Source organism: Cellulomonas sp. URHE0023 (genome assembly GCF_000688475.1).
Taxonomy (GTDB): Bacteria; Actinomycetota; Actinomycetes; order Actinomycetales; family Cellulomonadaceae; genus Cellulomonas.
This window is the reverse complement of sequence record NZ_JIAN01000009.1, coordinates 131,718-151,151: the sequence shown is the minus strand read 5'-3', so window position 1 is coordinate 151,151 and position 19,434 is coordinate 131,718. Positions and strand designations below refer to the sequence as shown.

Below are 19,434 nucleotides of genomic sequence, written 5' to 3'. Positions count from 1 at the left end.
TCAGGTGATTTGGTCGACGCGGCGCTGGACGGCGGCGGTGATGGCCACGACCAGGACTCCGGCGACCCCGATCAGTCCCAGGATGATGATGACGAGCTCGAGGGTGGAGGCCCCGTCCTCGTCGTGCACACGCTCGCGGATGTGGTGTCGGGCGGTGATCAGGTAGCTGTTCAGGACGGCCAGGATCACGAGGGTGTTCATGGCGGGTGCTCCGTTCGGGTGTTGGGTTCAGCTGAGCAGGATCCGCACGAAGGCGGGGTAGCCGAGCAGGGCCATGAAGCACAGGCCGAGCAGGGAGACGGGGACGACCATGTGTTCGGAGGCGGCGTTCGCCTTCGCGGTCGAGGTGGCGAGCAGTTGGGTGCGTAGTGACGCGGCCCGGGCGCGCAGGGTGGCGTAGATTGCGGCGCCGTCGTGGCCGGCGATGCGCATGATGTCGGCCAGGTCTCCGAGCTCGGTGACCCCAGTGGATTCGGCTAGGTCGGACAGACCGGTCCAGGAGGGTTGTCCGGCGAGCTCGGCGCGTAGGAGGGCGTCGCGGATGCGCTCGAACTCAGCCGATCCGCCGATCGCTGCGGCCCGGTCGAGGGCTTCGGTTGGTCCGGCGTCAGCGAGGCGTTCCATCGCGACCAGCTCGAGGAACACGCACGTTGCGGCTCGCATCGACGCCCGAGCCGCGCTGGCCTGGGTGCGCAGGGTCAAGTCCGGCAGCCAGAAGAACATGGCGCCCAGGACGAGCCCGGCCACGGTGGGGATGGCGAACGGGAGCCGGACGCCAGCGACGAGCATGAGGGCGGACATCAGGGCGGGGAACGTGAGCCCGAGCAGGCCGTAGCCGATTTTGCGGGCTGCCAGGTCTTCGGGCTGCTGGTCGAGCACGTGCAGGTCCGCGGCGTATCGGCGCAAGCCGAAGCTTCTGACAGCCTGAGGCAGCACGGATCGCCGGACCCCGTCCCACCGCCCCGCCGGCGGTCCCGGGTTGGCGGGCCGCGATGCTGCCGAGGTGGGCAGGAGGCGGTCGATGGTCGCCGCGAGGTGGGGTCGGGCTGGGGCGAGGCCGGCGAGGGTGACGACGACTCCGGCTCCGACGAGTGCGCCGACGAGCAGCACGGTCCACAGCGTCATGGCGTACCCCCGGTGGTGGGTGAGGTCAAGAACCGCGGCTCGGGGGAGGTCAGGGTCAGGGCTCGGATCCACAGGAGGCATCCGGCAAACGCGGCCGCGATCGCGGCCAGCACCAACTGCCCGAGCCCGTCGCCATAGGGCTGTAAATAGGCGCCGTTGAGCATGAGCAATGTCGCGACACCCAGGGTGATCAGTGTGACCAGACGGGCTGTGGAGCGCGGTCGGGCACGTTCGGCTTCGACCTTGCGCCGGACCGCGACCTCGTCGGCCACCGAGCCGGCCACTGCGGTGAGTACGCCGGAAAGGCCAGGGCCCCGCCGTCGGGAGGCCAGCAGCAAAGACGCGACGACGAAGTCACCAGCGGCGTCGTCCAGGTCGTCGGCGAATGCGCGTAGCGCTTGCTCGGTGGGCCATCGCGCCGAAAGGCGTGCCGCGAGTGCGCCCACCTCGGTCGTCAACGGTGCGGGGCAGGTGGACAGGGACGCGAGGATGCCCTGCTCGAGGCCGACACCCGTGGCCAAGACGTCAGCCAGCCGCCGCGTCCATTCCTCGATCGCCTCGACCCGGTCGATGGCCGTGGCGGCGACCTTGGCCGAACCCAGCAGGTACGGCAGTCCGACGACGGCCACCACCACGACCAACGCGGCCACCGGCCACCGCGTGATCGCCCACGCCAACAGACCTGACGCCGCGGCCACGCCCCACCGCCAACGGCCCCACCACCCGACCGCCGGCCGCCGCCGCATGCCCACATGCGTCGGACGGACGGGGCGCGGTTCGGTGCGACGCAGACCGGCCACCATCACGAGCAGTCCGGCGACGAACAGGGCACCCACCAGAGCCGCCAGGAGCGCGGTCATGGCTGGCCCCCAACGACGGGTTCGGCCCAGGTGCCGGCTCGACGATCCAGCAGGCTCGGATCGAACCCGGCGCGCACGAGGTCGGGCAGGCACTGCGGACGGTGCAGGGGAATGGCCCGTCCGTCGCTGGCCGGCCCGAACACGGTTGTCGTTGCGGGACGGTTGGTCTCGCCCAGGCCGACGATCTCGACGACCTGGGACACGAACCGGCGCCGAGCGCCGCCGGTCGCGGTGTGGTCGAGGAGCTCGATGTGCACGAACAGGTCGACCGACCCGGCAAGCAACCGGTACGCGAACGCGTCGGTCATCGAGACGCCAGCGGACAGGCACAGGGTCACGATGCGGTCGACGGCATGCTGGGCCGAGCGCGAGTGCAGGGTGCACAAGGACCCGTCGCCGGTCGACATGGCCTCGAGCATCGGCAGTACCTCAGGTCCGCGGACCTCCCCGACGATGATCCGGCGCAGGTTCAACCTCAGCGCGTCGACCACGAGGTCCGACAACGTGATCTCGCCGGCCCGCCGCCCCGTCACGTCCTTCTCGGCGGAGCCTTCGCGTGCCTCGAGGGCAACGACGCGCTGGTGCCGGTGGGGCAGGTCGTGCAGGTGCAGCTCGTACTCCTTCTCGATCGTGGCGAACCGCTCCATGGGCGCGAACTCGTTGGCCAACGCCCTGATCAGGGTCGTCTTGCCGGCGTTCTGCAGCCCGGTCACCACGATGTTCTTCCCAGCCTGGACCGCGGCCCGCAGGAACGCAGCCAGCACGGTGTCGAGGGTCCCGAGGTCGATCAGGTCGTCCAGGTCGACGTCGCGGACCCTGTGACGACGGATCACCACGTGCGGCTTCGGGGTGGTCCACGCGACAGCGGCGAGCCGGGACCCGTCCTCGAGCCGCAGGTGCAACGCCGGGTGGGCCGAGGAGAACGTGCGTTCGGCGTTCCCGGTCCGGGCGGCGAGCAGCTGCAGGATCTCGATCAGCTCGGCGTCGGACTCGGCGATGGGCGGCATCTGCTGGTCGCGTCCGTCGGCATAGGACACCCAGACGTTGTCGTGCCCGTCGACCTCGATGTTCTCCACCGCAGGGTCCTCGATCAGAGGCTGCAACCGGCCGAGCCCGAACAACGCGGCCATCACGGCCCGCGAGGTCACCATCTCCACCTCGAGCGGCCAGGGGTCCTGCCCGCGACGCACCCGATTACGACCCCGCTCGGCCAGTTCGGCTGCGACCAGCGAGCGTGCCAGCTCGCGGCGGGCATCGGGGGAGTCGACCGTCTGCTTCCGCAACCGCTCCGCCAGCCGCTCGGCGACCAGACGCCGCACGTCGCGCACCACGGCGACATCCGGCGTCGGCAGCACGGGCCCGACGCCGTTGGCAAGACGGGTGGAGGTTGCACCAAACCCGTGAGTGCTCGCCGGCATCGCGGGGTCGGTCCAGGTGGTCTCCTCGACGCCGGTCACGATGACACCGCCAGGTCCCGGCTCGGAGCCAGCTGGGCGAAACGTTCGACAACGGCACGTGCCGTCCGCAACAGCGGGGACCGGTCGAATCGCCAGCCCAGTGCCCCACCCGTCTCGAACCGCGACGCGGCCCACACGTCCAGAGCCATCGGCAGCACGTGCGTCACGCCGAGCGCGGTCGTGATCTCGCTGGGGGAGTAGCCATGGCCGATCACCAACGCCACCGGCCCCGTCCGGCTCGCCCGCTCCGCTCGCAGCCTCCGCACTGCGGCGGCCGCCGGCACGAAGGAGGCCACGTCGCAGCGAGACGTCACGGCCACGACGTCGGCGGCCTCCAACAGGGGAGTCGCTTCAGACCGGTGCCCGAGCCGCCCGAGATCGACCACCACGTCGACCCCGAGGCCCCCCAGCTCGTGGCTGGCCTGGGCCAGCGCCGCCCAGGTGGGGGCCAGGGGCCGTGCCTGCACCGGGTCGGCCAGACCGGGCAGCGTCATGCACGCCGAGTCAGGGTCGATCGCGACCGCGCACTCGATCACCTGCTCGACGGACAGTCGCGCCCGTTGCGCGGCCAGGGCCAACACCCCGCTCGTGTCCGGCACACCGGACTGCAGGTACCCGGTCAGCAGCCCGGAGCCAGCCGGGTCAGCATCTACCAGGAGCACCCGCCGGTCTGGGTGCACGACGGGCCACATCCAGGTCAGCGCGAGCGCCGTCGTCGTGACCCCTGGCGCGCCATGGGCCGAGCACAACGCCACGACGCTCACTTCGACCCCTGCGGCGGAAGGACCACCAGGGCGAACCGTCCCGTCGCCGCGCGCGTCGCCAAGACCGGGCCATCCTCGGTCGTGGCGACCACGTCCGCCACGACCATGCCGTTGATGTCCGGTGCACTGACCCGAACCACGGTGGCCGCGGTCGAGGTTGGGGTGCCCGCGACCGGGTCGGCACCCTGTGCAGGTGCGTCCACCACGAGCACCCGGTCGCCGCCGGCCAGCCCGCCCGCAGGGACGCGCTCGGCGCTCAGCGGCAGCGGCACGAGCACTTCGTCGGCGCCCACGACGCCGTCCGATGTCAGGTCGGCACGCGCGAGCAGTGTTCCCCTGGGCAGCGACGTCACCGCGACCTGACCCACGAGGTCGCCCGCCTGTGCGGCGGGGATCGTGGCGACACTCGGGTCGACCGCGACCGCGGTCGTCGTGAGGTCGGTCGCGCTGATCGGTGTGCCGTAGGCGACGTCCCGGGCCATCACGACAACATGTGTGCGATGGCCGCTGCTGGACACCAACCACACCGCGGCCAGTGCGCCGACTACGACCATCACGATCCCGGCGATCACCAGCATCGGCCGTCGCCGACCCCGCGGGGACGCGATGCTGGGCGCATGAAGCGCGGCGCGGGCAGGCGCACCGTTCAGCGTGGTCTTCTGACTCGTTGCCGTCATGGCAACCTCCCCTGCAGGCGGGCAAGCCGCCGGGTGACTACTCCTGGGTGATGAGCACCTGCATCTCACCGATGCGCACGCTCGCCGTGGCCTGCCGCGTGACCGTCAGCGCGCCCGAAGCGCCACCACCCGTCCACGTCACGTCCCACGTCGTCGTCGCGGTGACCGGGAACGCCTCATTGGCCTGCCCGGCGGAAGACTGCTCGTAGATGTGCTGGCACGTCGGTGACGTGACACCACCGGTGTAGTACGGCGTTCCTGGGTTCTTGCACGTCTCGGCGCGCCCGTCGCCCATGTCCCAGACGATCTGGCGCGCCTGCGCCGAAGCGGTCACCGATAGCCCCGGAACCGCCGCCGTCGCGGAGTTCGGACCCCACGTCGTCGGCCCCACCTCGGTCCACAACCACAGCGGCAGGCCGACCAGGCCCATTTCGTCGCCCTCGATCGTCATCCGGATCGCGGGTCCGGTCAGCGCCATCCTGGCCAGCGCCTGCTGCGCTAGCTGCGCCGGCGTCACGCCGGTCCCTCCATAGCCCGGCGGGTCAGTCGGAGCCCAAACCCACCCATCGGTGCCGCCGGGATGAGTTGCCGCGCACGAGACCGCATAGATGGCGCCGTCGGGGTAGTGCCCGCCCCAGATCACGTCGGTGTCCGGCGGCTGCTGTTCGAGCTTTCGCCAGTAGCAGTCGTCCCTGTCGTTGAACCAGCCGAGCGGCCCTTGGCACGGAACGACTCGGCCGGTGCTGGACACGGTGCACTCTCGTACGACCACGTCGTGCCCAGTGCTGTCTGGGGGCGGGGCCGGCTGACCCGGCTGATCAACCTCGATGATGCAGAACGTCGTGTTCGGCGCACACGTCACGCCCGACGGCATGAGGGTGGTGACACTCATGCTGGCGATTACTGCGGCAACTCCGATGACGGCCGTCAGCATGGCGCTTCGCGATCGACGTTGGACGTTCGAATCGTCCAATGGTCCACGTAGTAGTAAGCCGTCGACGTCGTCAGCAGTCTCACAGCCTGTCCGGTTACTGCGGCCGACTCCCCACTCGCGGTGTAGATGGGCTGCCACCCCGTTCCGTCGACGCAGTCGACGATGGTGGCCGATCCACTGTCGCCTGTCACCACGTCGGAGACGGTCGGACTCAGGACGGGTCGACCGGTAACCGAGACGCCAGAGTCGCGGAACGTGAAGACGCTCGACGCGACGTCCGCGAACGCCTTGTCGACCGCGAACCTCTCGAGCTCGGGGCCGGGGTCCTTTGTCGGATCGGCGAAGGCGGCCACCTTGGCATCCCAGTAACCCTGGTAGGCCTCGAGGATCGCAGCCTCAGCTTGCGCGACGGTCGGGTCGATCGAAGGCGTGGGGCTGGGCGTCGGAGACGGCGTGGCCGTTGGCGAGATCGACGGACTCTGCGTGCGAACCGGAGCCGGGTCGGTGCACGCGGCGAGAAGAGCCGCGACGATGATCAGCGCTGTGGCCGCCACGGCCCCCTTGGTGATCTGTCGACTTCTCATCGGCAAACACCCGCCCCTGCGCGGAACCCGCAGGCGCAGGGACCGCTCGACGACAGCGTCAGAACACCCATTCCATACCCGAACCGGTGAACCGCGAAAGTCCTAGCGGTCAGGTGATTCGTGACTCGCTCGATTTCCATGCCCATAGGTGTGCCACAGAGTGCGTAACACGCGAGCAAGGTTCGACGAATCTGTGGACAGAGCTCAACTTGCATGGCGCTGTGGACAGGCGTCGGTGAGTTCCTGCTCGGCGCGACGTGCTGCGAGGACCGGGGAACGGTCCGAGCGGCGGCGGGTGGCCATCAACGCTGTGCGCACGATCGGGGAGTCGATCACCGACGGCCCCTCGGCGATGATCCGTGCCATCACGCCTGGCCAGTCGCTCGTTCCGCGCAGCGCGATGGTCAGTCGACGCGCTTGCCACGGCGGGATGCCGAGGGCCGCTGCCATGAGCCGCCAGCCCGGGAATTGGGTGCGCTCGTCGAGCCTGGGCACCGGCGCGTCGAGTACGGCCGCAAGGATCGCCGTTGCCTCCGTCTCACTCCACCCGACGAGGCAGAGTGCGCGACGTGCCGCCTCGACTAGCCCGGCTGTCTCGGGAGGTTCGCCGAAGGTCAGATCGTGGCTCTCCGGTTCCCAGCCGATCTCCAGGAGAACATCGAGGCTTACAGCGGGCCCGATCACGCCGTCACGCGAGGCGACCTCGAGTTTCCATCCGCGACGGCCGTTCGTCGCGAACCGGGCGGCGACAATCTCCCCGAGCAGCTGTCGCCGCGCGATCTGTCCGAGCACACCCCAAGGTGAGGCGACGGTGCGGAACGTCGGCTTGGTGAGCTCCATCCACAGCGCCTGCCACGCAGTGGCTTCGGCCTGCGATGCGGCAGCTCCGCGGAGGCCGACGCTGATGGCGAGTGGCCGCACGACGCGTTCGCGGAGGTACCTCAGGAGCACCGTGGCCGTCGGGCTGTCCCAGCCCTCACGATCGATCACGTCGAGCATCCGAAGAAGAGTCGCGCGGTTTCGAACGATGCGGGTTTCGTCTTCGGGTCCGCCGCCGGGTGCGGGATCCGGTGTCGTCGTCATGCTCTCCTCCGGTGCCGTAGGTCAACGGCACCGAGGCTGCTCAGACGCGATAGACGGATCGATTACAAAGTCGTTGACGCCGCGATGTGATCCGTTTGTCTATCGATGGATCACATCCGCGCCGCAATCGATCACCCATGCGCTGGCATGAGGCGGCGCCTGACGGTCGCCGCGCGAGAGCCCCGGGCGGGTAGGCACTAGGTGTGCGTGCAGTGCAGCAATCAGCCGTCGTGTGATTGGTGTGTCTATCGGCTGGAGCTTTGATGCGAATCCGGCCACGAGCTCTGTGGGCGGGTCTACGCCCGACGGGGATCGTCGAGGAGTGTCTTCCGCGCGCGGTCTCAGTAGCTGCAACGCGGCTACGATTCGAACGTGCGTTCTAGTCACAGCGTCGAACGAGTGCCAACCCACGAGCAGCCCGTCGATGCGCCCGCCGAGGCTCGCGCCGGCGAACGTATGGTGCAGCCCGAGTCGCCGCTGGCGGTCGTCGTGTGGGTGACGAGCGGGCGCGGCAAGTCATTCGCGGCCGACGGGTACGCAGTCGCCTGGACGAGCTCGCAGGTTCATGTGCGCTATGTCGACCCAGGCGGACGCGAGGGGTTCGCGTGGGTTTGGGCATCGGCCGTCGGCCGCCGATAGTGGCAGCCGGGTCGTCGATGAACGTCGGCGGGAAGGCTGCGACGGCACCTAGACCCGCGCTAACGCGTTGGCTGAGACTGGTTGCTCTCGGCTGCGACGGCAATACGCCTTGGGGTCGGCATCATCGGGGGCGCCTGGAGAGTTGGGCGCGTCCGGATCTCGAACCAGTGCATGACGATCTCAGCGGTCTCGGTGGGTTCGAGCAGGAGCTCATCCCGGGGGTTCAAGTGCCGTGAAGCTTGTGGGTGCGCGTGCGACTCTAGATGCCGTCGGCCGAGCGTTCGTCGGCATCGAACGCGTGCAGCGCGTACAACCGTATCCGGTCAATCAGCTCGCCCACATCGACGGCATCGCTTGCAACGGTCTCCGTCCAGCCGCCCTTTGGCATCTCCGTCGGGCCGACGTGTGGTGGTAGTAGGAGATCAGTACGCCACCACGTCAGGACGTCGCGTTCGACCGTCGCAGCAGTCTCGCCGCGCTCGAATCGCTCGATCGTGACGACATCCCAACCGAGGCTCCGGAAGGATGCGAGCCGCGTCGAGTGCTCGGCGGTCACGCCAATCTTCAGACACCCGAGTCCTTCATGCTTGAGCAGGTACAAGTGAGCAGGCACCGCGAAGTTGAAGCCACTGGTCTTGCACCAGTTGCATCCGCGCGTGGCGGACGACCCCTGTAGAAGATTCGACCACCGGACTGCAACCTGTCGGCCGCAGCGGCAGGTGCAGTTCCAGGGCTCGACCATCCCGGGGTACGGCTCAAGCGGTTCATAGCCGAAGCCTCGCAAGAGAACCTCGGCCATCTCGGCAAAGTTTTCTCTCTTCGCTCGGCCTTGCGCGGCGCGCCTGCAGGTTTCGCAGCCCCGACCGCCCGCCTTGACGTTGCTGTATCTCGGGGCACCAGCGCTGCCACATCGTGTGCACAGGCATGACCAGGGCTTGTTCGCACCAGGGAACGCTGCAAGTGGCTCGAGCCCTGCTGACCTCATGACAGCACAGGCGGTCGCCTCGAATCGCTCTCTGCGCTGGCGTCCGTTCGCCCGGGCTGCGCAGATTCGACAACCCGAACCCTTGCTCTTGACGCTCTCATAGCGCGGATTCGCGACGGCGCCACAGGTGGTGCAGCGACTCGGCCAGGGTTCCCGCGGCCCGGGGTACCGCGAAAGAGGCTCCCAGCCCGCAGTCAACAGGGTCGCTCGGGCGTTGTCGTCAGTGACATGGCGACGCTTGCCGCTGCACGTTTCACACCCGCGGGTGCGCGGGAGGTCCGCAACGCGGGTGCTCCCTTCCGTGCCACAGCGAAGGCACACGGCACGCCAATACGAACCGCTGTCGACGTAGGGCTCCAGTGGCTCCCAGTCCGAAGCGCGCATCTTCTCAACTGCAGTGGTAGCCATCGTCTGTCGCCTGGTCTCCACCATCCGGCGCGCGCGCCGTTCTTCGAGATCCTTGCACTCGCACCTAGGACGGTTGCGCCGGAGGGCGTGAAGCCGGGCCTGGACGTTGACTCCGCAGCCGTTGCAACGGAGCCACCAGGGCTGGTGGCTGCCTGGGTAAGTCTCCAGTGCCGCGTATCCGTAGTGCGCAAGGAGCGCAGTGGCCGTCTCGTTCGTGAACCGCGACGGCATCTATGTCAGGCTCGTCACGGGGTCACTCGCCACGAGTCGCCAGCGTCGAGCACCGCAAGCAATCGCTCCGCATGAAGTTCGGCGACGACAGTCGCCTTCAAGGGCTCAAGCATCGTCGCAGCCAGTCGACTCTCGAGAGTCATGGCTCTGCGCGATAAGTGTCCGGCGCCAGCCCGTTGGGGGTGGCCAGGTCACGCCCCCGTCTGCCAACTGGACGGGAGTCCATCCCCCTCCCGCAGGTCTGGCGGCTTCGATCTCCTCTGCTGACGGCACGGGCCGAAGGTATCGCTTAACCCCGCTGCGATGAGCGACGGATTTTGGACACCGGGCCACGCGAGTCGCGCCAATGTGTGATCGAAAGGTCTATCGCTGCCGCGGATCGTCGCAGACGCGCGCGAATTATCTGGCGTCGGCCGTGCCACGACGACCATCGGTCGTCGTGGTGGATGGGTCTACGTGTGATCGGTTGGTCTATCGCCTCGGAAGATCGTCATTCGTGTCATCTGCGACTTGCGCCTGTCGGACCGCGACAGGGTCGCGATGAGGAGCGGGGAGCGGCATGTCTATCCAATACAAAACCGTGACGCCCGAGGAGGTCGCGAAGTCGCTCGGCGCGTCGCCCTGGTGGGTCCGCGAACAGGTAAGGCGGGGCCGAGTGCCCCATCTCCGATTCGGTCGCGGCCGAATCCGGTTCCTCCCCGAGCACGTTGACGCTCTTGTGCGCCTCGTCACCGTTCAGGGGCGAAAGCCGGCCGATGATGCGCCGGCAACGTCCATGGTCGGTCTTCGGGCGCTCGGCGCGACCGCAAGGTCCATCGGCGCGCACGAGCGCCGGCCGCATGTCGAGGGAGATTCGTTGGGACAATGAGGTCGTCAGGATGCAGTTCTGGTGCTAGGCCGAACGCAACACATCGCAAGCCACTGCTGGACGGGTGAAGCACGCCACATGCAGCCGGCGATGGGCCTGTGGCAGCAGCTGGCCGAACATCGGGTGCGGCTACGCAGCGCCCTCGATGCTATTTGGGGCTGGGCGGCACCGCGCGGCGTGAAGCCGCCCGCACCGTTGCACTCGCGGTCGACATCGCCGGTGACGGTTTCGAACCCTCCGCGCCGGGCCTGCGCGACACAGGCCCGTAGGCGACGGTGTTGTAGCGGGCGAATGGTGGCGAAAGTCGCACCTCGCCAGGGCAGTGCGTGTCCCTCACACTGGGCACGTGGGCACAGACGGCACGGAGCACGCCAGCGATGAGCAGTCTCTGCGGACCCAACGAGGCCCTCGGTTCGAGTTGGGTGACACGTTCCGCGAGGTGCGCCTGGAGGACGCGACCCGGCCCGGCCCTGCGCCCGAGGACGGCGTGAGCGGTGTGCACATTCACGCAGAGCAAGCAGCCCGCAGCGCCCTGTCCGCCGAGTTCGGGTACGTGTCCCTGCTTCAGCTCGCGAACCGGGTGTCGCCCGGTGCACCTGAGATCTGGTACCCCGAGATCGTCAAGTGGCCTGAAGAGAAGAGGATCTTCAGCGTCAACCTGCTCGGCGTCGCCGAGGTCTTCCCGACGTTCCAGTTCACCGACGATGGGCAGCCGCTACCTGTCATCGAGGCCGTCATCCGGGCACTGGGCGAACCCCTTGGGGACACCTGGGCGCTCGCATTGTGGTTCACCACACCGTCGGCGACGTTGGACGGGCGTCGACCCGTCGATCTACTCGAGACCGACCCAGCTGCTGTCATCGCACGGGCAGAAGCGTTCGCCGACGATCTGCGGTCCGACCGGTGACCCCGGCACCGCCACCGCCACCACCGACCGACGAGCTCGACCCGCTGACCTACGACTGGCCGGCCGAGCGCCCATTCGTGCGGGTGTACCGGTCCCCACGTGACGTCGGCGCGTTCTGGCACGGCGCAGCCCCAGGGGTCGCCCCCACCAGGTTCGGACCAATCCTCGACGGCACCGGCAGCCCGGTGCCGCTGCTGTACGCCGGCGACACCCTCCTGTCCGCACTCGCAGAGTCCGTCTTCCACGACGTCCCAGTCGGCGGAACCAACAAGCGCGTGTTCTTCGCCTCGCTAAAGAGGCGCCTCGCTGGGGCCGTCGCACCAACCCGGGCACTGAAGCTCATCGACCTGACCTCCACCGGGCTGCACCGACTACGAGTTCCACGCACCACACTCATCGAGTCCGGGTCCACCCACTACGCCGACACCGCAGCATGGGCGCACGCCCTCCACGCGCACCCGGGGAACTTCGACGGGATGCTGTGGGTCTCCCGTCAGGAGGACACCACCCGGGCCGTCGTGCTGTGGGGTGACCGCATCGCCGACCGTGAACTCCCCCAGATCCCGCTCCCACCCCAGGACGGCGGCGGGGACGCAACCGCAGCCTCCTGGCCACTGGACTCCGGCCCCGGGCTCGAAGCGGTACTAACCCAAGCGCAACGTGCCGGCATCACCGTCATTGGCGTCCCGAAGCCCGCACCGACCAGCGCGACCGCGACCGTTACCGCCGGTGCGTCACTACAGGCACCACCGCCCTGAGCCCACGAGCACGAGCACACCTTGCCGCTGACGTCACCGAGTGCCGACCGTCACCCGGCCAAGCGTCGGCACTGACCGGTCACAGGCACGCGCGCTGGTCGACGAACGACCCCACCACAGGATGTGGCAGGGCCGTCCGGCGGTTGGCTGGGGTCAGGGCTGCGGGGCGTCCAGGCACGCCTTGGCAAGGTCGACGCTGTGGTCTGCGGTCGAGATCTTCGCAGCGGTCTCATCGGCGTGCGGGGCGACGGAGAACTCCTGGGCGAAACCGTCGACCGCCATCACGACACCCTGGTCCGGGCTGAGCGAGTTGGTCGCCCACACACCGACCTGGTCGTCCACACCGGTCGCGGAGAACCGCATCGCCACGAAGTACACCTCGGAGAAGTCAGGGGACAGCACCGCCGCAGCCGAGACACCCTTCATGCCGGTCCCCTCGACCGCGAAGTACACGAGCTTGTCGATCAGCGGCTGCTCGACGGGCAGGCACCCGGCCGGTGTCTCGTCGGCGACGGGTTCGGCCGACGCGGTGGCCTTGTCCGGCTCGGGGGGCTGCGGCGCGGAAGTCGAGGCGGCTGGTGCGGAGGGTGCGGAGGGTGCGGCCTTGGCGGGCTCGGTGTCACCGGAGGCGGCCGACGCGATCGCCCCGACGAGCAGCACGACGGCAACCCCAGCGATGACCTTGTTGCGGCGCGGCGCGAGCAGACGGGCGACGGTTTCCTTCACGGGTGGCACTCCTGGCGTTCGTTCGTGGATCCGGCCCGTACGGGCGGCGACCTGGATGGTGCCAGTCGCAACCCACACCGCACTCACCACGCCCACGGGCCGGTCGCCCGGCATGCGCCCAGGTCACGACCCTTCTGGTGGACTTGCGCCGGTTCAGCAGACCAGGCGGCCGCTGTTCGACAAGGGCGGTTGTCACTTCGTTGCTCCACCTGGGCGACAGGTGCACCGCACGGTCCGCAGACGGGTCGCAATGCCTGCCGATCGCCCTACCGTGCAGAGCGTGGCCCACGGACGCGACCTCATCGCCGACTTCACCAACGGCGAGACCCGCATGCTCTACGCCGGCATCAAGGACGCACCACTGGGTACCGACCTCGTCTACCTCGTCGACGGCACAGCAACCGAGCAGCGGCCCTACACCAAGGAGTTCCTGCGCTGCCTTGTGCCGACCTGTCCAACCCCTGCCATGAACACCGTTGCCCGCGCCCCGCGCGCCCGTGACGGGTTCCGCCACGAGACCGGCCGCGTCGACGACAAGGATCACCGCGAGGGCGCGTTCCACATCCAGGGCAAAGCCACACTGGCCCGCTGGGCTCGCGGCCAACACCCAGACGCAACCATCACCATCGAAGCAGTCCTACCGGGCCGCGAGCGCGTCGCGGACGTCCTTGTCACGTTCGCCTCGGGGGAGCGGGTGGCGTTGGAGGTTCAGTACGCAGGGCTGAGCGTGGCCGAATGGCAGGAACGGACCGAGTCCTACGAGCGGCTCGGTGTGAAGTGTGCGTGGCTGTTCGGGCACTTCGGTGAGCAGCTGAACCACAAGGACGATCGGGCGCACCTGAACGCGATCCAACGCCAGCTCGCAGAGGCCGGTGATGTGGTGCTGTGGTTGAACCCGTTGACTGAGCAGGTCGCGGTCGCGTACACGACGACCCGGGTCTGGCCGACGATCCCTGGGGTCGACCTGGGGGACGGGGGCCGGTACGACGACGTGACGTTCTACGTGCCAGCGACAACGATCGGGCGCCTCGAGGTGGAACCGCTCAGCGATGCGCGTCTGACCCCGGACGGGGTCTCGACGGTCAACTCGCGCAACCTGGTGCGCCAGCGAGCCCGTTGGGAAGCCGTCCAGGCTGGGCGCGCTGCTGGAATCGTCGAGCACGAGGCGCGTGAGCGTGCCCTGATAGCGATCAAGGTGGCCGAGCGCGCGGCCGCCGAGCAAAGGATGCGTGACCATCACGCGGCGATCGCGGCACGCCGTAAGGAGCTGCGCGCGCACCGGTACGCCGAACGTGGCAAGGCGCTCGCGGGTGTGCTGATGGAGCGATTCCCGGGTGGGCCGCCGCACTTCTTGACCGTGCCGACGGAGGTCACTCCGACGCAGCCGGCCGATCAGGCGCGGGTCTGGCAGGGGCATCTGTGGTCTCAGTGGGTGGATGTGCCGGTGGGGACGCAGGCGAAGGTCAAGTTGGTCGTGAAGGACCTGGACCGGTTAGGGCTCATTGACGAACGGCACGTCGGGTATGCGGCTGAACAGTGGTTGGCGTATTTGCACGCCCATCACATGGTCAGGCTCGAGGGAAGTCTGTTCACGATCACCGACCCAGTCGCGGAGGAGCCGGAGCGTTTGGCTGCTGTGGCGAGGGACCGGCAGGCACGCCTGAACGCTGTCAGTTCCGCACCCCCGTGGCAGCTGAACAAGGTGCAGGCCGCTGCGCCTACGGCATCGCAACCGTGCCGGCTGTGCGGCGAGCTACTCGCAGGGCTCCTCATTGACGGGGGCGATGAGTGGCATCCGTCATGCGCGAACAAGTGGTAACCGCGCCTCTCGTACGGCGGGCTCACGGACTGGGCGGTCGCGATGCAGGAGCGAACGAGACGACGTCGGACACGACGGGCGCCACCGAAGCCGAGCCCAGTTCGACGCCACCCCTCCCGCCGCTGAAGTGCGACCACGACGCGATCATCCGATCAGCCGTAGCCGCATTTCGCTCCGACTACCGGCGATGGCCGGACCCAGCCACCGACGGGCCGCACGACGACGTGCATGTCAGTGGTCGGGTCCCGTGCTCAGGAGTACATGGGATGCCACGTGGGGTACGGCGGACGAGTCCTCTGAGATCCGAACTCTTCGGCTGGCAGCATCCGAGCCTCCGGTCTCGGACCGCTCTCGAGGAGCGCCGCGCGGTCGGCGGCCGCGAGCCGCGCCAAGAGACGCATCCGAACCGGGCCGATGACTTCATCAAGCCCGTCAATGACCACCTCGACCAGGTCGATGAAGTCGCGCACTTGCTCAGGTGGCATCGTGCTGGAGACGTTGGGCGCGGAGACGTCGACGACCTCAAGTGTGTCGGCGTCGAGCACACCGATCGCGTAGGTGACCGACAGGTCTGACTGAGAGTGCGCGATCGTCCGATTGCGAAATTGCACGACGAGTTCGTGCGTCGCGGAGACCTGATCCGGGATGTCGACGAACGTGGTGATCGGTCGCCGCACCTTCGAGAGGAAGAACGTGCGGCAGTAGGCCATCGCCGCATTGGCGATGAGGGAACTCTCGGCGCCCTCGACCGGCGAATCAGCGACCTGGACGCTCTGCAGGGCCAGTGTGAGTGCGTGGTGGGCCTCGAGCAGGTCAACCGCGTGGCTGGACAGCTCGATGAACAAGCGCGCATCTGTGGAGTCCTCGACCATCACCAACTCAAATCGCCGCTCAGGAGACATTGCTCGAGTATGCGGGCAGTCCAAGGGCGACGAGGGAGTTCGATGGTTGCTGACTACCGAAGGGACAGCATCGATTGGTTTGACCCGAACGGCTCCGTGCAGCCGTGCTGGCCGGTTCCGGGCGGACCCGTGTCGGAGACGCCCGCTACGCTCCGGCCGTGTTCATTCTCGACGGGCAGACGATCGTCTACAGCGCTTCTGATCTCGCGAACGCGGCGGCGTGCGAGTTCGCCGTGCTGCACGCCCTGGACGAGAAGCTCGGCCGCATCCCGCTGGCCGGTCGCGCGTCGGACGCCATGCTCGAGCGGGCGGCGCGGCTCGGTGACAAGCACGAGGCGCGGGTGCGCGCGGACCTGGTCGCCAAGCACGGCACCTACGACCCCGCCACCGGCCGCGGCGTCCTGAGCATTGAACGTCTGGGGCGCCTCACCGTCGCGGGCCTCGAGGCCAAGAACGCCGAGACGCTCGACGCCCTGCGATCGGGCGTCGACGTGATCTTCCAGGCGGGGTTCTTCGACGGTCGCTTCTCCGGGTGGGCGGACTTCCTGGTCCGCGAGGGTCGGCACGCCCCACATCCGCCGCGGTACTCCGTCCACGACACGAAGCTCGCGCGGCACGAGAAGCCGACCGCCCTGCTACAGCTCGCTGCGTACGCCGACCAGCTGATCGCCGCCGGGATCGAGACGTCCGAGCAGGTCCACCTCATCCTCGGCACGAACGTCGTCACCTCTCACCGCGTCGTCGACCTGCTGCCCGTCTACAGAGACCGTCGGATGCGCTTGCAGGACCTGCTTGACGCGCACCAGGAGTCCGGCGCTGCGGCCGTCTGGGGTGCACCCGGCATTCGGGCGTGTTGGCGGTGCGACGTCTGCGGGCCGCAGCTCGAGGCGAGGCGGGACGTGCTGCTCGTCGCGGGCCTGTCGACCAACCAGCGGGCGCGCCTGGCCGTCGCCGACATCGCCACGATCGACCAGCTGGCCGCGTCCACCGGGGCGGTCGACGGCATCGGGGGAGCGACCCTCGAGCGGCTCCGGTCGCAGGCCGCGCTCCAGGTCGCGCAGGAGGCGGGCGACGTCGTCCAGTTCGACCTGTTCGACCCGGGCGCGGTCGCCCGGCTGCCGCGGCCCGACGCCGGGGACATCTTCTTCGACTTCGAGGGTGACCCGCTGTGGACCTCGGGCCACGACGGCGCCGACGCGTGGGGGCTTGAGTACCTGTTCGGCGTCGTCGAAGCACCACCGAGCACTGACGCGACGCCGGCGTTCGTGCCGTTCTGGGCGCACGACTGTGCCCAGGAGAAGCAGGCGCTGGTCGACTTCCTCGCCTACGTGGCCGAGCGCCGCGCGAAGCACCCGAACATGCACGTCTACCACTACGCCGCCTACGAGCGGTCCGCGCTGCTGCGCCTGGCGGGGCGGCACGGCGTCGGCGAGGACGTCGTCGACCAGCTGCTGCGCGAAGGCGTGCTGGTCGACCTGTTCGCGACGGTGCGTCGTGGGTTGCGGACCGGGCAGCGGTCGTACTCGCTGAAGAAGCTCGAGCCCCTCTACATGCCCGAGGCCCGCTCAGGTGAGGTCACCACCGCCGGGGACTCGATCGTCGAGTACGCCAACGCGTGCGCGGTGCGCGACGAGGGCGACCTGGACCAGTGGGCCACGCTCCTGGGGCAGATCGGGGCGTACAACGAGACCGACTGCGTCTCCACCCTGCGGCTACGGGACTGGCTGGTCGCCCGTGCCGCCGAGAAGGGCGTTGCGCCCGGCGACCCGGTCGACACCGGCGACGTCCCGGCGACCGGCGACGAGGCCGCCCCGGAGCAGGACCCGCTGGTCGGGCAGCTGCTCGACTTCGCCGGAGAGGACCGGGCGGACCGCACCGACGACCAGCAGGCCGTCGCGATGCTCGCTGCGTCCCTCGGGTACCACTGGCGCGAGCTGAAGCCGTTCTGGTGGGCGCACTTCGATCGGCTCATCTCCGACCCCGCCGACTGGACCGACCCGCGCTCCACCCTGATCGCCGACGGTGGCGGCGTCACCGTCGTGCAGGACTGGCACGTGCCGCCAGGCTCGAGGGCGCCACGGCGCGTCCTGCGTCTCGTGGGCCGGCTCGAGCCGGGCAGCGAGCTGCGCACGGGCGCGAAGTGCACCCTGATCTACGACCTGCCCGCACCGGAGGGGGCCACCGTGCCGCGCACCTCGGGGGTCCGTGGGGCGACGATGTCCGGGTCCGTGCTGTCCGCGACGGTCGAGGTCGTCGGCACCGCGACCCGAGATGAGCTGCTGGTCGAGGAAAAGCTGAAGGTCGGGGCCGACCAGCACCAGTACCGGCCGATGGGTCTCGGCCCCGACGCCCCGCCGAACACCGACGGGATCGCCGCGGTGCTGCACGAGCTCGGCACCACGGTCGCGGCCGGCCTCCCGGCGCTGCCGAACCACCCCGCGCTGGACCTCCTGCGCCGGGTGCCACCACGCACCGTCTCGGGGAACGCGCTGCCCGTGCCCGAGGACCACGACAACGGCACGATCGACGCGATCGTGGCCGCGATGCGCGACCTGGACGGGTCCTACCTCGCGGTGCAGGGCCCGCCCGGCACCGGCAAGACGTACACGGGCTCGCGCGCCATCGCGGCGCTGGTCGCCGGCGGGTGGAAGGTCGGGGTCGTCGCGCAGTCGCACGCCGTCGTGGAGAACCTGCTGACCACCATCGCGCAGGCAGGCGTCCCCAAGGAGCAGATCGGCAAGAAGCCCGTGGGGGATCCGGACCCCGCGAAACCGTGGACCGAGTTGAAGCCGAACAAGTTCGATTCGTTCATCGACACCCAGTCCGGCGGGTTCGTGCTGGGCGGGACCGTGTGGGACTTCACCAACGACAAGCGCGTCCCAGCGGGTCTGCTCGACGTCCTGGTCGTCGACGAGGCCGGACAGTTCTCGCTGGCGAACACCCTGGCGTTGTCCCGCGCGGCCCGGAATCTGCTCCTGCTCGGTGACCCCCAGCAGCTCCCGCAGGTCTCCCAGGGCACCCACCCCGAGCCGGTGGACCGGTCGGCGCTGGGCTGGCTCACCGAAGGGCACGACACCCTGCCCGACCACCTGGGCTACTTCCTCGCCCACACGTTCCGCATGCACCCCGCACTGTGCGCGCCTGTCTCCCGGCTGTCCTACGAAGGCCGGCTCGTGTCGGTCGACAGGACCGCGGATCGGGACCTGGACGGCATCGCGCCGGGCGTGCGGTGCGTGATGGTCGAGCACGAGGGCAACGCGGTCTCCTCTATCGAGGAGGCGGCGGTCGTCGTCGAGCAGGTCCGACACGTCGTGGGGCGCCGGTGGGTCGACCCGGACGGGGGCGCGGACCGGTCGCTCGAGCCGGCCGACGTCCTGGTCGTGGCCGCGTACAACGCGCAGGTGTGGACCATCCGGCGCGCACTTGAGGACGCCGGGCTCACCGAGGTGCGCGTGGGGACGGTCGACAAGTTCCAGGGCCAGCAGGCGCCGGTGGTGATCGTCTCGATGGCCGCGTCGTCGCCCGAGGACGTGCCCCGCGGCATGGAGTTCCTCCTCAACCGCAACCGCATCAACGTCGCGGTCTCCCGCGGACAGTGGTGCGCGATCATAGTGCGCGCCCCCGGGCTGACCGACTACCTGCCGAACAGTCCGGCCCGCCTCGAAGAGCTGGGTGCGTTCATCGGCCTGTGCGACGCGCTCTGAGAT

General features: G+C 69.0%; 17 protein-coding genes. 5 read left to right on the top strand and 12 right to left on the bottom strand.

The window, feature by feature from the left end; all coding sequences use genetic code 11:
- From N553_RS23425 to N553_RS25185, 10 genes are all read right to left on the bottom strand, one after another.
- Positions 1-201: a hypothetical protein gene (locus N553_RS23425; RefSeq protein WP_034623249.1), complete on the bottom strand. Its 201-nt coding sequence runs from the start codon at positions 199-201 to the stop codon at positions 1-3.
- 27 nt (positions 202-228) lie between these two features.
- Complete coding sequence (locus N553_RS0117520) at positions 229-1,125, bottom strand: type II secretion system F family protein (protein ID WP_028047611.1); 897 nt, start codon at positions 1,123-1,125, stop codon at positions 229-231.
- Complete coding sequence (locus tag N553_RS0117515; protein ID WP_028047610.1) at positions 1,122-1,985, bottom strand: type II secretion system F family protein; 864 nt, start codon at positions 1,983-1,985, stop codon at positions 1,122-1,124. Before N553_RS0117515 ends, N553_RS0117520 begins: the two co-directional genes overlap by 4 nt.
- Positions 1,982-3,442, bottom strand: coding sequence for a CpaF family protein (locus N553_RS23420; protein WP_156043890.1), 1,461 nt, complete (start codon positions 3,440-3,442; stop codon positions 1,982-1,984). Before N553_RS23420 ends, N553_RS0117515 begins: the two co-directional genes overlap by 4 nt.
- On the bottom strand, positions 3,439-4,206 hold the full coding sequence (locus N553_RS0117505) for a hypothetical protein (RefSeq protein ID WP_028047609.1): 768 nt from the start codon (positions 4,204-4,206) through the stop codon (positions 3,439-3,441). Before N553_RS0117505 ends, N553_RS23420 begins: the two co-directional genes overlap by 4 nt.
- The gene (locus N553_RS0117500) at positions 4,203-4,883 is read right to left on the bottom strand and encodes an SAF domain-containing protein (RefSeq protein ID WP_081844740.1); all 681 of its coding nucleotides are present in this window, start codon (positions 4,881-4,883) and stop codon (positions 4,203-4,205) included. The genes N553_RS0117505 and N553_RS0117500 overlap by 4 nt, the downstream gene beginning before the upstream one ends.
- A 37-nt stretch (positions 4,884-4,920) precedes the next feature.
- Positions 4,921-5,634: a hypothetical protein gene (locus N553_RS23415; RefSeq protein WP_197030121.1), complete on the bottom strand. Its 714-nt coding sequence runs from the start codon at positions 5,632-5,634 to the stop codon at positions 4,921-4,923.
- 176 nt (positions 5,635-5,810) lie between these two features.
- Positions 5,811-6,371 (bottom strand): hypothetical protein, encoded by a 561-nt coding sequence (locus tag N553_RS24480; RefSeq protein ID WP_051640312.1) that lies wholly within the window; start codon positions 6,369-6,371, stop codon positions 5,811-5,813.
- 234 nt (positions 6,372-6,605) lie between these two features.
- A complete protein-coding gene (locus N553_RS0117485; RefSeq protein ID WP_028047607.1) occupies positions 6,606-7,400 on the bottom strand; it encodes a hypothetical protein in 795 nt (264 codons plus the stop codon).
- 982 nt (positions 7,401-8,382) lie between these two features.
- Positions 8,383-8,922, bottom strand: a complete 540-nt coding sequence (locus tag N553_RS25185) for a hypothetical protein (RefSeq protein WP_156043889.1) — start codon at positions 8,920-8,922, stop codon at positions 8,383-8,385.
- Positions 8,923-10,306: 1,384 nt separating this feature from the next.
- Between N553_RS25185 and N553_RS25935 the strand changes: the two genes are divergently transcribed.
- From N553_RS25935 to N553_RS24470, 3 genes are all read left to right on the top strand, one after another.
- Complete coding sequence (locus tag N553_RS25935) at positions 10,307-10,615, top strand: helix-turn-helix domain-containing protein (protein ID WP_156043888.1); 309 nt, start codon at positions 10,307-10,309, stop codon at positions 10,613-10,615.
- A 346-nt stretch (positions 10,616-10,961) separates the two neighbouring features.
- The gene (locus N553_RS24475; RefSeq protein WP_197030120.1) at positions 10,962-11,522 is read left to right on the top strand and encodes an antitoxin Xre/MbcA/ParS toxin-binding domain-containing protein; all 561 of its coding nucleotides are present in this window, start codon (positions 10,962-10,964) and stop codon (positions 11,520-11,522) included.
- Entirely contained in the window at positions 11,519-12,280 is a 762-nt protein-coding gene (locus tag N553_RS24470; protein WP_051640311.1) for an RES domain-containing protein, read from the top strand. Before N553_RS24475 ends, N553_RS24470 begins: the two co-directional genes overlap by 4 nt.
- Positions 12,281-12,433: 153 nt before the next feature.
- On the opposite strand, the gene N553_RS0117460 is transcribed toward N553_RS24470, so the two are convergent.
- Positions 12,434-13,006 (bottom strand): hypothetical protein, encoded by a 573-nt coding sequence (locus N553_RS0117460; RefSeq protein WP_028047603.1) that lies wholly within the window; start codon positions 13,004-13,006, stop codon positions 12,434-12,436.
- Positions 13,007-13,286: 280 nt separating this feature from the next.
- Between N553_RS0117460 and N553_RS0117455 the strand changes: the two genes are divergently transcribed.
- Complete coding sequence (locus N553_RS0117455) at positions 13,287-14,825, top strand: competence protein CoiA family protein (protein WP_197030119.1); 1,539 nt, start codon at positions 13,287-13,289, stop codon at positions 14,823-14,825.
- Positions 14,826-15,076: 251 nt separating this feature from the next.
- Here the strand turns inward: N553_RS0117455 and N553_RS0117450 are convergent, their stop codons facing one another.
- Positions 15,077-15,727 carry a hypothetical protein gene (locus N553_RS0117450; protein WP_028047601.1) on the bottom strand — a complete coding sequence of 217 codons (651 nt, stop codon included), beginning with the start codon at positions 15,725-15,727 and terminating at the stop codon, positions 15,077-15,079.
- Between the two features lie 158 nt (positions 15,728-15,885).
- Here N553_RS0117450 and N553_RS0117445 point away from each other — a divergent pair, with 158 nt between their 5' ends.
- On the top strand, positions 15,886-19,431 hold the full coding sequence (locus N553_RS0117445) for a bifunctional RecB family nuclease/DEAD/DEAH box helicase (protein ID WP_028047600.1): 3,546 nt from the start codon (positions 15,886-15,888) through the stop codon (positions 19,429-19,431).
- Positions 19,432-19,434 lie beyond the last annotated feature (3 nt).

What these genes read in the sequence shown, in the direction of transcription:
- N553_RS0117520 (WP_028047611.1), bottom strand. Translation starts at nt 1,125, where the DNA reads ATGACGCTGTGGACCGTGCTGCTCGTCGGCGCACTCGTCGGAGCCGGA.
- N553_RS0117450 (WP_028047601.1), bottom strand. Translation starts at nt 15,727, where the DNA reads ATGTCTCCTGAGCGGCGATTTGAGTTGGTGATGGTCGAGGACTCCACA.
- N553_RS0117500 (WP_081844740.1), bottom strand. Translation starts at nt 4,883, where the DNA reads ATGACGGCAACGAGTCAGAAGACCACGCTGAACGGTGCGCCTGCCCGC.
- N553_RS23425 (WP_034623249.1), bottom strand. Translation starts at nt 201, where the DNA reads ATGAACACCCTCGTGATCCTGGCCGTCCTGAACAGCTACCTGATCACC.
- N553_RS25935 (WP_156043888.1), top strand. Translation starts at nt 10,307, where the DNA reads ATGTCTATCCAATACAAAACCGTGACGCCCGAGGAGGTCGCGAAGTCG.
- N553_RS0117515 (WP_028047610.1), bottom strand. Translation starts at nt 1,985, where the DNA reads ATGACCGCGCTCCTGGCGGCTCTGGTGGGTGCCCTGTTCGTCGCCGGA.
- N553_RS0117485 (WP_028047607.1), bottom strand. Translation starts at nt 7,400, where the DNA reads ATGCTCGACGTGATCGATCGTGAGGGCTGGGACAGCCCGACGGCCACG.
- N553_RS25185 (WP_156043889.1), bottom strand. Translation starts at nt 8,922, where the DNA reads ATGGCCGAGGTTCTCTTGCGAGGCTTCGGCTATGAACCGCTTGAGCCG.